Source organism: Candidatus Microbacterium colombiense (assembly GCA_029203165.1).
Classification (GTDB): domain Bacteria; phylum Actinomycetota; class Actinomycetes; order Actinomycetales; family Microbacteriaceae; genus Microbacterium; species Microbacterium colombiense.
Genome location: CP119308.1, coordinates 1,928,729 through 1,941,754, shown reverse-complemented (window position 1 = coordinate 1,941,754; position 13,026 = coordinate 1,928,729). Strand labels below are relative to the sequence as shown.

Below are 13,026 nucleotides of genomic sequence, written 5' to 3'. Positions count from 1 at the left end.
ATCCGACCCGGCTGCGGGGCCCGCGTCAACCCGTACGACGCACCATCGTGTCGCGCAGTTCCCCCTGTGCGGAGACGGCGAACCCTTCGGATCGATACAGATTGCGTGCGAAGTTGTCGCGCTCGACGCTCAGACTGATGCGGGCATGCCCCTGCTCGCCCGAAAGCGAGACGATCTCACGCAGGAGCGCGCGCCCGACGCCACGGGCACGCCAGAGCGGATGCACACCGAGGATGAGCTCGGGCACGGCGACGCCGACGAATCCGAGGCCGGGCTCGTTCTGGGGCAGCATCCGGTACCAGGCGGCGCCGACGGGCAGACCGTCATCGCCGACGGCCAGGATCCCGTCGTCAGCCGCTCGTTTCCACCCCGCGATGTAGCGCCGGTGATCAGCCGAGGTCAACACCTCGTGACGCGGTCGCAGTCCCCCCGCGCGCCAGTTCGCCGCCTCGACGAGCATGTCTCCGAGGAAGCGGGCGTCAGCCTGAGTGGCCCGACGCGTGGAGAAACCGCTGGACATAACGGGAGCCTAGAACGTGTGTGTTACACCCGGATGACGGTCTGCCGCGAGATCTATTCCGACGACGGGGCTCACGCCTCGATCACGAGCGGAACGATCATCGGCCGTCGGCGCAGCTTCTGGTTCACCCAGCGACCGATGGTGCGACGAACGACCTGGGAGAGAGCGTGCGTGTCGTGCACCCCGTTGCCGGAGGCCTCCTTGAGCGCGGCCACGATCTTGGGCGCCACGTCGTCGAACACCGAGTCGTCTTCTGCGACACCGCGTGCGTGGATCTCCGGACCCGAGATGATGCGACCGGTACCTGCGTCCACCACGACGATGACGGAGATGAATCCCTCTTCGCCGAGGATCCGACGGTCCTTGAGGTCTGCGTCCGTGATCTCGCCGACCGTCGAACCGTCGACGTAGACGAATCCGAGATCGAGCTGGCCGACGACACGTGCATCGCCGTCCTTCAGGTCGATGACGGTGCCGTTGGAGGCGATGATCGTGCGCTCCTCCGGGATACCGGTGTCCTGCGCCAGCTTGGCGTTCGCGATCAGGTGCCGGTACTCGCCGTGGACGGGCAGCACGTTCTTCGGCTTCAGGATGTTGTAGCAGTAGAGCAGCTCACCAGCGGCGGCGTGGCCCGAGACGTGCACCCGGGCGTTCGCCTTGTGCACGACGTTCGCACCGAGCTTGGTCAGCCCGTCGATGACGCGGTAGACGGCGTTCTCGTTGCCGGGGATGAGGCTGGAGGCGAGGATGACGGTGTCGCCCTCACTGATCTCGATCGCGTGATCCATGTTCGCCATGCGGCTCAGGACGGCCATCGGCTCGCCCTGCGACCCGGTCGACATGTAGACGATCTGCTCGTCCGGAAGGTCTCGCGCCTTCTTGAAGTCGATGAGCACGCCCGCGGGAACCTTGAGGTAACCGAGCTGTTCGGCGATCGTCATGTTGCGCACCATGCTGCGCCCGAGGAACGCCACACGTCGTCCGTGCGCGTGCGCCGCGTCGATGACCTGCTGCACACGGTGGATGTGGCTCGAGAAGCTCGCCACGATGACGCGCCGAGGGGCCTTGCCGATGACCTGATCGAGCACCGGTCCGATGGACCGCTCGGTGGGAGTGAACCCGGGCACGTCGGCGTTGGTCGAATCGACCAGGAAGAGGTCGACGCCCTCTTCGCCGAGGCGGGAGAACGCGCGCAGATCGGTGATCCGACCGTCCAGGGGAAGCTGGTCCATCTTGAAGTCACCGGTCGCGAGCACCATGCCCGCAGGCGTGCGGATCGCGACGGCGAGAGCATCCGGGATCGAGTGGTTGACCGCGACGAACTCGAGGTCGAACGGGCCGACCTTCTCTTCCTGGCCTTCCTTCACCGTGAGGGTGAAGGACTTGATGCGGTGCTCCTTGAGCTTCGCCTCGACGAGCGCGAGCGTGAGACCGGAACCGATCAGCGGAATGTCGCTCTTGAGACGGAGAAGGTAAGGCACCGCCCCGATGTGGTCTTCGTGCCCATGAGTGAGGACGACGCCGACGATGTCATCCAGGCGACCGCGGATGGGCTCGAAGTCCGGGAGGATCAGGTCGACACCCGGCTGGTGCTCCTCAGGGAAGAGAACGCCGCAGTCGACGATCAGGATCTTGCCCTCGTACTCGAACATGGTCATGTTGCGGCCGATCTCGGCGAGGCCGCCGAGAGGCGTGACGCGCAGTGTGCCGTCTTCGAGAGGGGCCGGATCTGCGATGGGGATGGACATGCTGTCTCCTCAGTCGGACACCGTTCGCGTCCGTTCGTTCGTGGGGACGCGGCTCAGCGCGTCGTGCCGTGCACCTTCGGCAGGGCGCCACCCGCGGCCGCGTTGCGGTCGGGGCGGAAGTTGGAGAAGTCGGCGCCGGGCACGTTCTGGACGAGGTCGAGCTCGTCCTCGATGAGAGCGGCCTCCCACTCCTCCGGTCCGACGAGGGGAAGACGCACGCGAGGGCTGGAGATGCGTCCGAGACCGTGCAGGATGTACTTCGCCGCGACGGTGCCGGGGACATGCGTCATCACGGCACGGACGAGCGGCTCCATGCGCTTGTGCTCGGCCGTCGCCGTGGCGAGGTCACCCGCGTTCACCGCGTCGATGATCGTGCGGTACGGCGCGGCCGCGACGTTCGCGGTCACCCCTATGAGGCCGGTGGCGCCGATGGCGAGGTGCGGGAGCACGTTCGCGTCGTCTCCGGAGAAGTACATCAGGTCGGTCTGGTTGAGCACACGACTCACTTCGGAGAAGTCGCCCTTGGCGTCCTTCACCGCGAGGATGTTCGGGTGCTTCGCGAGTCGCAGGATGGTCTCGTACTTGATCGGCACGCCGGTGCGTCCGGGGATGTCGTAGAGGATCACCGGCAGATCGGTGGCATCGGCCACGAGGCGGAAATGCGTCAGGATGCCCGCCTGGGTGGGCTTGTTGTAATAAGGCGTGACGATCATGATGCCGTCGGCGCCGGCCTTCTCACTCGCCTTGTACAGCTCGATCGCGTGCGCGGTCTCGTTGGATCCGCCGCCCGTGATGATCTTGGCGCGGCCGGCGGAGACGGACTTGCCGACCTCGACGAGCTTGAGCTTCTCGGGGTCCGTGAGGGTCGAGGTCTCGCCGGTCGTTCCCGTCACGACGATGCCGTCCGCACCTGCGGTGATCACGTCATCGATGTGCTTCTCGACGGCGGGCCAATCGACTTCACCGTCGGCCGTCATCGGAGTGACGAGCGCGACGAGAACCTGTCCGAATGGGTTGCCCGAGTGCGTCATGCACCCAGCGTATCGGTTCGGATGCTGCTCATGCGGACGCAGGGATGCGGATGACGTCGCCACGCGCGACGTCGACCTTTCCCTGCAGCACGAGGCCGACCATCGTTCCGGGAGTCGCCTCCGTCACACGCTTGCGGAACATCTCGATCCCGGTGATCACGGATTCGCCGACCCGCAGGCCCTCGCGGAGGACGTCGACACGGTCGCCCACGCGCAGAGCCCCGGAGACGACCTGTCCGGTCGCGACGATTCCACGACCCGTGATCGTGAAGACGTCCTCGACGGTGAACTCCGTCGAAGGGGCGTCCGCAGACAGCACAGACGAGGACCCGGCCTCCGGCACTCGTCCACTGACCATCGCCGCCAGCCTCGCGGCCTCGGCCTCGTGATACTGCCGCAGCATCTCGTTGGGATCCTGTGGATCCCGCTTCTTCCCGAACCAGCCCATGCGCTCGATCCTAGGCAGAGCGCCTCACACGCGCCCGCGGCGTGCGACACCCGAGGTGAGGGAGGCCGGCAGCACCCGTGCGAGCGCGACGATCAGTGTGTATCGCAGCGAAGGGATCGAGACCGCCTTCCCCCGCGCAGCATCTCGGAGACTCTCTCGCACGACAGAGCTCGCGTCGAGCCACATCCATCCGGGCACGCCCTCGTCGCCGACGGCCAGGCCCATGCGCTCGTGGAACGACGTGTGGGTGAACCCGGGGCACAGCGCGGTGATGCTCACCCGATCGCGGGAGTACTCGACGTTCGCCCAACGACTGAAGCCGATGAGCCACGCCTTGCAGGCGGAGTAGGTGGACCGCGAGATGAATCCGGCGACCGATGCGACGTTGATGATCCGCCCACCGCGGCCGCGCATGCTCTCCAGAGCCGCGTGCATCAGCCGCATGGGCGCCTCGACGTGGACGCGCAGATGGCGGATCTCGTCGTCGATGTCGTTGTCGGCGAAGTGCAGCGGAAGCCCGAAGCCGGCGTTGTTCACGAGCAGATCGATCGGATCGTTCGCATCGCGGAGCCGCTCGGCGACGCGCTCCACGTCGGATCCCACCGAGAGGTCGGCCACGAGGACGTCGACGGCGACGCCGTACTCGCTGCGAAGACTGCTCGCCAGGTCCTGCAGGGCGTCGTCGGAGCGCGCGACGAGGATGAGGTCGGCTCGCCGTCGCGCCAGTTGGTGCGCGAACTCGGCGCCCAGACCAGCGCTGGCTCCCGTGATGAGCGCGGTGGGCATCAGCGCTCGTACCCGAGGAAGCGGTACCGCACGCCGGAACGCGAGGTCTGCCACTCCCCCTCGTCCACGAGTCGCCAACCGGTCTTCGGCGGTGCGTACGCGTCGCCTGCCACCTCGAGTTCGAGCTCGGTGACCTCCAGCCGATCGGCGTCCCCGATCACCTGACGGAAGATCTCGGCTCCCCCGATGATCCAGACACGATCCTGCCCTCGGACGGCGTCAGCCACCGTGGCGGCGCGGTGAGCGCCCTCGGCACTCCACTGCTGCTGGCGCGTGACGACGATGTTGTCGCGGCCGGGCAGCGGCCGGAAACGGTCCGGCAACGAGTCCCAGGTCTTCCGCCCCATCACGACCGGAGCGCCGAGCGTCACCTCTTTGAAGTGTGCAAGGTCCTCCGGAACATGCCAGGGCATGCCGCCCTCTGCACCGATCACGCCGCCCTTCGCCTCGGCCCAGACCAGACCGACCCAGGTCATACCGCCACCGCCGCGCGGATGGCCGGATGGTGCTGATACTCCTCCACCACGAAGTCGTCGAAGCGGTAGTCGAAGATCGACTCCGGCGTCCGGGCGAACCTGAGCGTGGGATACGGGTACGCATCGCGGGAAAGCTGTTCCCGTACCTGTTCGACGTGATTGTCGTAGACATGGCAGTCTCCGCCGGTCCAGACGAAGTCGCCCGGCTCGAGGCCGACCTGCTGCGCGATCATCATCGTGAGCAACGCATACGAGGCGATGTTGAACGGGACGCCGAGGAACATGTCCGCGCTGCGCTGATAGAGCTGGCAGGAGAGCTTGCCGTCAGCGACGTAGAACTGGAACAGGGCATGACACGGTGCGAGTGCCATGTCGGGGATGTCGGCGGGGTTCCAGGCGGATACGATCAGCCGGCGCGAATCGGGTGAACGCCGGATCTGCTCGATGACCTCGGACAGCTGGTCGATGCTCTCGCCCCCCGGTTTCGGCCAGGATCGCCACTGCACACCGTAGACGGGGCCGAGGTCGCCGGACTCGTCGGCCCATTCGTCCCAGATCGACACGCCGTTCTCTTGCAGCCAGCGCACGTTCGACTCACCGCGCAGGAACCACAACAGCTCGTAGGCGATCGACTTGAAGTGCACGCGCTTCGTCGTGATCAGCGGGAAACCCTGAGACAGGTCGAAGCGGATCTGTCGACCGAACACGCTCGTCGTTCCGGTACCCGTGCGATCCGACTTGTGCGTTCCACTTTCGAGAACGTCGCGGAGCAGGTCTTCATACGGCGTCGGGACGGCTGCGCTCATGACAGCAACGATACCTTTCGCATCGCAGGAGCGGGCGGAGGCGCTGTTCCGCGGTTCATGTCGTCATATGTCGGAACGGCCCCTGCCCTGTCCACGGGGACGTACTCTCGACCCATGTCGCCTGACGTCGCTCTCGTCTTCGCGGCAGCACTTCTGGTGCTGACCGCGCTGGCCGGTGTCGTGCTCCGCCGTCGTGACGGACGGCGCCGCGGCGGTGGGGAACTGCGCTTCGACGCACGCGATGCCGCCCCTGCGGATCTCGGCTCCCGGGCGACGCTCGTGCAGTTCAGCACGGAGATGTGCACGCGGTGCCCTCAGGTGCGGCGGATGCTCGGCGGCTACGTCGCGCAGGAAGACGGCATCGCCCACGTCGAGGTCGACCTCACCCATCGCCCCGACCTCTCTGCGCGCTATCGCGTATTGCAGACGCCGACGACGTTCCTCGTCGATCGCACAGGCGCCGTCCGCGCCCGCTTTCATGGCGTGCCGCAGCGGCACGCCCTCACCGAGGCCCTCGCCGCCGTCTGAGGCGCGAAGACTGGAGCAGAGATGACCACTCCCGCCGGTATCGATCCGCGAGGCCCGCGCTTCGCCGCGACGATCACCACCGTCCTGCTGCTGATCGCGACGTTCCTCGGGCTCATCGGTGTCTCGCCCGTGGCAGCCACGGTGTCGTTCGGCGCGCGACTCGTCGATCCCGGCTTCCTGCTCACACTGCTCATCGCGCTGCTGTTCCTGTGGAGCGTCGTTTCGCCGGGAACCGCACCCTGGGGAGCGCTCTTCCGCCGCGCGATCCGTCCGCGTCTCGCCCCGCCGAGCGAGCTCGAGGATCCACGACCACCTCGTTTCGCGCAGGGAGTCGGACTGTTCGTGGTCACGATCGGCCTCATCCTGCACCTGGTCGGCGTGCCCTGGGCGCTACCGATCGCGACCGCAGCCGCCTTCATCGCCGCGTTCCTGAACGCCGCCATCGGCCTCTGCCTCGGATGCCAGCTGTACCTCCTGCTGCAGCGGGCAGGGCTGCTCGGACGCGCTGCCTCCGCCGCCTGAGCGGAGTTCCGTCGACTCCGCCCGATCGCTAGGCTGGCCCCAACGCACCGCGGGCACACCGAGCCCGGCGCGAGAACCGGAGGAATCATGCCCGTCACCAGCGAAGCGACCACCACCTGGACCGGATCACTCGCAGAGGGCTCGGGAACGGTCGCCTTCTCGTCGTCGAAGCTGGGCACCTTCCCGATCAACTGGAAGGCGCGCAGCGAGGGCAGCGACACCACCACCACGCCCGAGGAGCTCATCGCCGCCGCTCATGCCTCCTGCTTCAGCATGGCTCTCTCCCACGCCCTGAGCGAGAACGGCACCCCTCCTGAGCGTGTCGACACGAGCGCCTCGGTCACCTTCAAGCCGGGCGTCGGCATCACCGGCAGCCACCTCAACGTCAACGCCGTCGTCCCCGGCATCGCTCCCGAAGCCTTCCAGGAGATCGCGAACGGAGCGAAGACCGGCTGCCCGGTGTCCCAGGCACTCGCCGGCATTGAGATCACGCTCGAGGCGACCCTCGCCTGAGCGGTCGCGGGTCAGAGGCGTGAGAGCCTGATCGCCTCGCGGATGCTCGCCCGGGCGTCCTTGCGACGTCCGGACGCGTCCTGCACGACGCCGAGGCGGAACATCGGCCTCCATGCCGTCGGCTCCGCATCCGCCTCGGCGACGTAGCGCGCGATCAGCGGGTCTGCATCGGTGCGCGCGATCCGCCCGCTGGGGGTGAGCTCCGTCTCGGCCTCCGGCATCCCGCCCTCGGCATCCAGTGTGCGGCCGAGGCGATCAGCGGCGAACCCGAACTGCATCTCGCGGATCAGCGCCCAGGCACCGATCAGCGGCATCACGAGCAGTGCCACGCCCAAGGCGATGGCGATCGGCTCGCCTGTCGTGAGCATGAGGACGGCGCGCTGGCCGACCACCACGATGTACAGGGCCAAGCACAGACCCATGATGCCGACGCTGATGCGCGAGATCATGCGCGGATGCCGATGTCGATCATGTTCTCGAGGCCGACCACCACACCGGTGGCCTGCGCCGCGAACGGAACCGCGAGCCGGATGCCGGGAGCATAGGCCAGAGCGGGCTCGATCGTGTCGTGCGTGAAGGTGAGCGATTCGCCCGGGCCGGACAGGATCACCTCCTGCTTGGCGACCACGCCGGGGCGGCGCAGCGAGTGGATCGGAACGCTTCCGACCTGCTGACCACGGGCGCGCTGGTCGGCATGCGGTGCGCTCACGGGGCCCTGCTCGACACGAGCGGCGGCGATGAGCTCGGCCGTGCGCACGGCCGTGCCGCTGGGCGAGTCGATCTTGGTCTCACGATGCGCTTCGATGATCTCCGCAGAGCCGAAGAACGGTGCCGCAGCGGCGGCGAGAGCAGAGCCCAGGACCGAGCCGAGGGAGAAGTTGGGGATGAACACGACTCCGGTGCCGGCCGCGTCGACGAGCGGGCGCACCAACGCGATGCGCTCGGCCGACCACCCGGACGTGGCGACCAGCACGTTGAGTCCGTGCTCGACAGCCGTGCGCACCACGTCGATGCTCACCTGCGGTGTGGAGGCATCGACGACGAGGCCTGCTCCATCGAGGTCCGACAGGTCGCTCCTCGACGTCAGCACGCGGCTCACCTCGAAGCCCTCCAGCTCGTCGATCACCGAGTGGATGATGGTGCCGAGCTTCCCGGTTCCGCCGACGAGTGCTACCTGCGTGGTCATGCGTCCAGTCTATTGAGCGGTCCGCGTCCGGCCGTCCAGGGCGCGCGGGCCGCCGAACCCGAGCGCTCCGCGCCGGCGGGCTCAGACGGGCATGGCGTCGGGGATGCCCGTACGCAACTCGACCGGGAGATGCCCCGTGTCGTTGTGGTTGAGGAGCGTCCACGGTCGCCCCTGCTTCTGCGCGATCACCGTGAGTCCGCAGTGCGCCTGGTTCAGCGTCATCCAACGCCACTCCGGCGCACCCAGCACCTCGCGCACGAACCACGAGATGACGAAGTTGTGAGTGATGAGCACCTCATGCACATCACCGGTCTTGCGCACCAGGAACTCGTTCACGGCATCGAACATCTGAGCACGGCCTGCGTCGATCTCCGCGTCGGTGACAGACCCGAAGAACGGCTCGAACACCGCAGGAGTGTCTTCCGTCATCCCTGTCGGCACGCAGTCGAACAGCAATGCGGTCGGCTCGGGCACCACGGAGGGGATGCGCCCGGCGATGGCACGAGCGGTCTCATTGGCCCGGAGCAGCGGCGAATGCCACACGGCGTCGAGAGGGAGGCCGGACAGCCGGTCGGCGATCAGTTCCGCCTGACGCTGTCCTCGCGGGGACAGCGGTCCGTCGGCGAGGCCATGCTCGGCATCCTGATGTTCACCGTGTCTGACCAGATAGATGTAGTGCGTCACAACCCGCTCGCTTCATTGCCAGCATTCGCCGGGCTTCTCTTCCACCCTACGTCACGGGTGCGACGGTGCTCAGTTGCCGGCACGGGTGAGCTCGGCGAGCTGCGCGCGCGACAGCGTGACGCCCGCGCCCTGCATGAGTTCGTCGACGTGCTCGGTCGCGAAGGTGTTGACGATCGGGGCGGCGATCGTGCGTTGCGCCAACAACCAGGCGATCGACACGGCGGCCACGGGCACGGAGAGCTCTTCGGCGACCTGGTCGAGCGCACGGAGGATCTTGATGCCCCGACGGTTCAGATGACCCCGCAGCTGTTCGCCGCGCACTCCCTGCGACGTGAGAGCCTTCCGGCGATGCCTCCCCGACAGGAACCCGTGTTCGAGGGCATGCGAAGGAGTCACGGCCAGACTCTGCGCCCCGGCGACGAGACGCAGGTCGCCCTCGAACGGCTGCCGACGGATGAGGTTGTACGGTGCATCGATCACCTCGATGCGGGGGTAACCCGCGGAAGCGAGGATACGCGCCTCGACAAGGCGCTCCGGCGCGAATCCGAACGCGCCGACCGCGCCGACCTTGCCGGCGTCGGCGAGCCATTCGACGGTCGCGAGGGTGTCTTCCAGATTCGTCGTCGAGTCGAGCGTCGCATCGAGATGCAGGACGTCGATGCGCTCGACCCCGAGACGTGTCAGTGATCCTTCGACGGCACGCACGAGGTTGACCGACCCCAGTCCGGGGTTGTCCGCGTGGGCGCCGATCCGCACGCTCAGCAGCGTGCGCTCGCGCAGACCGCGAGAACGCAACCACTGTCCGATGATGTGCTCGCTGCGACCGCCGGAGAAGCCGTCGGCCGTGTGCACGGCGTTGCCACCGAACTCGACGTAGCGGTCGAGGATCCCGTGGCTCGTCTCCAGATCGACGTTCCACCCGAACTCGGCGGCACCGAGCATGAGCGGGAAGGTGTCGAGGCCCGTCTCGCCGAGCGGCACCCGGAACGACTCTCCTATTCCGGGTCCGACGATCGGAATGGGGGCCGACGGGTGCTCTGCGGGCTCGTGCGAGGCGCGCTCTTCGGACGCTCCTGCGCCTACGCTGAACAACCGCATACTCTCACCCCCGCGTCGATCGGTGCGATCCGACCTGCGTACCTGCCTTGTGCTGCACCCCCCGGTGCGTACTTCGAGGGTAAGCGACATCGGCGAACACTCCGACCAATCCGGGGAACGGCGCGAAAACTTCCGATAACGGTTTGGTCACACATCGAACGACGGAACCCGGACGCCTCCATGACGGAGACGCCCGGGTTCCGAGCGGAGCGAGTGCGATTACTCGGCAGCGGACTCCTCAGCGGGAGCAGCGTCTGCAGCGGCCGCGTCGTCGAGCACGGGCTCGAGCGACAGCTTGCCGCGGTCGTCGATCTTCGTGATCTTCACGAGGATCTTCTGACCGACCGAGAGCACGTCATCGACGTTCTCGACGCGCTTGCCACCGGCGAGCTTGCGCACCTCGGTGACGTGCAGCAGGCCGTCCTTGCCCGGGAGCAGCGAGACGAACGCACCGAACGTCGCGATCTTCACGACGGTTCCGAGGAACTGCTCGCCGACCTCCGGGTTGGTGGGGTTGGCGATCGCGTTGACCTGGGCACGGGCAGCCTCGGCCGAGGGGCCGTCGGTCGCGCCGATGTAGACGGTGCCGTCCTCCTCGATGGAGATCTGCGCGCCGGTCTCGTCCTGGATCGCGTTGATCGTCTTGCCCTTCGGGCCGATCAGCTCACCGATCTTGTCGACCGGGATCTGCACGCTGATGACGCGCGGCGCGGTCGGCGCCATCTCGTCGGGAGCGTCGATCGCGGCGTTGAGGACGTTGAGGATCGTCAGACGTGCGTCACGAGCCTGGGTCAGCGCACCGTTGAGCACGGACGTCGGGATGCCGTCGAGCTTCGTGTCGAGCTGGATGGCCGTGACGAACTCGCTGGTACCGGCGACCTTGAAGTCCATGTCGCCGAGAGCATCCTCCGCACCCAGGATGTCGGTGAGCGCGGCGTAACGGGTCTCACCGTCGACCTCGTCGGAGACGAGACCCATGGCGATACCGGCGACGGCTGCGCGCAGCGGGACACCCGCGTTGAGCAGCGACAGCGTCGATGCGCAGACGGAACCCATCGAGGTCGAACCGTTGGAGCTGAGCGCCTCGGAGACCTGACGGATCGCGTACGGGAACTCCTCGCGGCTCGGCAGAACCGGAACGAGTGCGCGCTCGGCGAGGAAGCCGTGCCCGATCTCGCGACGCTTCGGCGAACCGACTCGGCCGGTCTCACCGGTCGAGTAGGGCGGGAAGTTGTAGTGGTGCATGTAGCGCTTGCTCGTCGTGGGCGACAGCGAGTCGATCTGCTGCTCCATCTTGAGCATGTTCAGCGTGGTGATACCCATGATCTGGGTCTCGCCACGCTGGAAGATCGCGGAACCGTGCACGCGCGGGATGACCTGCACCTCGGCGTCGAGCGGACGGATGTCCGCCAGTCCACGACCGTCGATGCGCACGTTCTCCGTGAGGATGCGACCGCGGACGATCTTCTTGGTGACCGACTTGTACGCGCCCGAGAACTCGGTGAGCGCCGAGGACGGCAGCGTGCCGGCCTCGACGGCTGCGGCGAGCTCGCCCTTGACGCGATCCTTGATCGCGTCGTCGGCGTTCTGACGCTCGGTCTTGTCGGCGATCTGGTACACATCGCTGAGCTCGGCGAATGCGCGCTCGGAGACGAAGCTGAAGACCTCGTCGCTGTACGGCGGGAAGACCGGGTAGACGCCCGGCTCCTTCGACGCGGTCGCGGCGAGCTCGGCCTGAGCCTTGACCAGCTGCGCGATGAAGGGCTTCGATGCCTCGAGGCCCTGCGCGACGACGGCCTCATCGGGCTTGGTGGCGCCGGCCTTGATCAGGTTCCAGCTGCCCTCGGTGGCCTCAGCCTCGACCATCATGATCGCCACGTCTTCGGTTCCGTCGGCCTTGGTGACGACACGACCGGCGACGATCAGGTCGAACACGGCCTCTGCGACCTGCTCGGCGTTCGGGAACGCGACCCACTGGTCGGCGTGCTCGCCCTGGCCGGGGATGAACGCGAGGCGCACACCCGCGACGGGACCGGAGAACGGCAGACCCGAGATCTGCGTCGACGCGGAGGCGGCGTTGATCGCGAGAGCGTCGTAGAACTCGCCCGGTGCGATCGAGAGGACGGTGATGACGATCTGGACCTCGTTGCGGAGTCCGTCGACGAACGACGGGCGCAGCGGACGGTCGATCAGACGGCAGACCAGGATCGCCTCGGTGGAGGGACGACCCTCGCGACGGAAGAACGAGCCGGGGATCTTGCCGGCGGCGTAGGAACGCTCTTCGACGTCGACCGTCAGCGGGAAGAAGTCGAAGCCTTCGCGCGGGTGCTTGCCTGCGCTGGTGGCCGAGAGGAGCATGGTCTCGCCGTCGAGGTAGGCGGCGACTGCGCCCTGTGCCTGCTGCGCGAGGCGGCCGGTCTCGAAGCGGATGGTGCGGGTGCCGAAGCGACCGTTGTCGAGAACGGCCTCGGTGGCAGTGATTTCAGGACCTTCCAAGAGGTCTCTCCTTCTTTGTTTAGACTCGCGAATCCGTATGACGCGCGAGCGTGTTCATGAAGGAGCGGATACAACCGGATATGGGCGCGCGGGCACTCCCGCGAATCTCGCCTGCGCTGGCCACCAGTGGAATGCCACTCGACGCCACGCCGAGGAACCCACCACAGGGGACCAGCTTCTCCGC

At 67.2% G+C, this 13,026-nt stretch carries 15 protein-coding genes; 3 read left to right on the top strand and 12 right to left on the bottom strand.

Annotated elements, in window-relative coordinates; all coding sequences use genetic code 11:
- Positions 1–25 precede the first annotated feature (25 nt).
- The 7 genes from P0Y60_09320 to P0Y60_09290 all read right to left on the bottom strand — a co-directional run bounded on the left by P0Y60_09320 (position 26) and on the right by P0Y60_09290 (position 5,815).
- Positions 26–520 carry a GNAT family N-acetyltransferase gene (locus P0Y60_09320; GenBank protein ID WEK59590.1) on the bottom strand — a complete coding sequence of 165 codons (495 nt, stop codon included), beginning with the start codon at positions 518–520 and terminating at the stop codon, positions 26–28.
- 71 nt (positions 521–591) lie between these two features.
- Complete coding sequence (locus tag P0Y60_09315; protein ID WEK59589.1) at positions 592–2,268, bottom strand: ribonuclease J; 1,677 nt, start codon at positions 2,266–2,268, stop codon at positions 592–594.
- Positions 2,269–2,321: 53 nt separating this feature from the next.
- Positions 2,322–3,299: a 4-hydroxy-tetrahydrodipicolinate synthase gene (dapA, locus tag P0Y60_09310; protein ID WEK59588.1), complete on the bottom strand. Its 978-nt coding sequence runs from the start codon at positions 3,297–3,299 to the stop codon at positions 2,322–2,324.
- Between the two features lie 28 nt (positions 3,300–3,327).
- Positions 3,328–3,747, bottom strand: a complete 420-nt coding sequence (locus tag P0Y60_09305) for an EF-Tu/IF-2/RF-3 family GTPase (GenBank protein WEK59587.1) — start codon at positions 3,745–3,747, stop codon at positions 3,328–3,330.
- A 24-nt stretch (positions 3,748–3,771) separates the two neighbouring features.
- Positions 3,772–4,533, bottom strand: a complete 762-nt coding sequence (locus P0Y60_09300; GenBank protein WEK59586.1) for an SDR family oxidoreductase — start codon at positions 4,531–4,533, stop codon at positions 3,772–3,774.
- Entirely contained in the window at positions 4,533–5,009 is a 477-nt protein-coding gene (locus P0Y60_09295; GenBank protein WEK59585.1) for a dihydrofolate reductase, read from the bottom strand. Before P0Y60_09295 ends, P0Y60_09300 begins: the two co-directional genes overlap by 1 nt.
- Positions 5,006–5,815 carry a thymidylate synthase gene (locus P0Y60_09290; GenBank protein WEK59584.1) on the bottom strand — a complete coding sequence of 270 codons (810 nt, stop codon included), beginning with the start codon at positions 5,813–5,815 and terminating at the stop codon, positions 5,006–5,008. Before P0Y60_09290 ends, P0Y60_09295 begins: the two co-directional genes overlap by 4 nt.
- 114 nt (positions 5,816–5,929) lie before the next feature.
- On the opposite strand from P0Y60_09290, the gene P0Y60_09285 reads away from it, so the two are divergent.
- The 3 genes from P0Y60_09285 to P0Y60_09275 all read left to right on the top strand — a co-directional run bounded on the left by P0Y60_09285 (position 5,930) and on the right by P0Y60_09275 (position 7,378).
- Positions 5,930–6,343 (top strand): thioredoxin family protein, encoded by a 414-nt coding sequence (locus tag P0Y60_09285; GenBank protein ID WEK59583.1) that lies wholly within the window; start codon positions 5,930–5,932, stop codon positions 6,341–6,343.
- Between the two features lie 21 nt (positions 6,344–6,364).
- On the top strand, positions 6,365–6,865 hold the full coding sequence (locus P0Y60_09280) for a DUF4395 domain-containing protein (GenBank protein WEK59582.1): 501 nt from the start codon (positions 6,365–6,367) through the stop codon (positions 6,863–6,865).
- An 87-nt stretch (positions 6,866–6,952) separates the two neighbouring features.
- The gene (locus P0Y60_09275; GenBank protein ID WEK59581.1) at positions 6,953–7,378 is read left to right on the top strand and encodes an OsmC family peroxiredoxin; all 426 of its coding nucleotides are present in this window, start codon (positions 6,953–6,955) and stop codon (positions 7,376–7,378) included.
- Between the two features lie 11 nt (positions 7,379–7,389).
- On the opposite strand, the gene P0Y60_09270 is transcribed toward P0Y60_09275, so the two are convergent.
- The 5 genes from P0Y60_09270 to P0Y60_09250 form a co-directional block, all read right to left on the bottom strand.
- Positions 7,390–7,824, bottom strand: a complete 435-nt coding sequence (locus tag P0Y60_09270; protein WEK62887.1) for a hypothetical protein — start codon at positions 7,822–7,824, stop codon at positions 7,390–7,392.
- Positions 7,824–8,564, bottom strand: a complete 741-nt coding sequence (gene dapB, locus P0Y60_09265; protein WEK59580.1) for a 4-hydroxy-tetrahydrodipicolinate reductase — start codon at positions 8,562–8,564, stop codon at positions 7,824–7,826. Before dapB ends, P0Y60_09270 begins: the two co-directional genes overlap by 1 nt.
- 81 nt (positions 8,565–8,645) lie before the next feature.
- The gene (locus P0Y60_09260; GenBank protein WEK59579.1) at positions 8,646–9,248 is read right to left on the bottom strand and encodes a histidine phosphatase family protein; all 603 of its coding nucleotides are present in this window, start codon (positions 9,246–9,248) and stop codon (positions 8,646–8,648) included.
- A 69-nt stretch (positions 9,249–9,317) separates the two neighbouring features.
- Positions 9,318–10,346: an aldo/keto reductase gene (locus P0Y60_09255; protein WEK59578.1), complete on the bottom strand. Its 1,029-nt coding sequence runs from the start codon at positions 10,344–10,346 to the stop codon at positions 9,318–9,320.
- A gap of 219 nt (positions 10,347–10,565) precedes the next feature.
- Complete coding sequence (locus P0Y60_09250) at positions 10,566–12,842, bottom strand: polyribonucleotide nucleotidyltransferase (GenBank protein WEK59577.1); 2,277 nt, start codon at positions 12,840–12,842, stop codon at positions 10,566–10,568.
- Between the last annotated feature and the right edge of the window lie 184 nt (positions 12,843–13,026).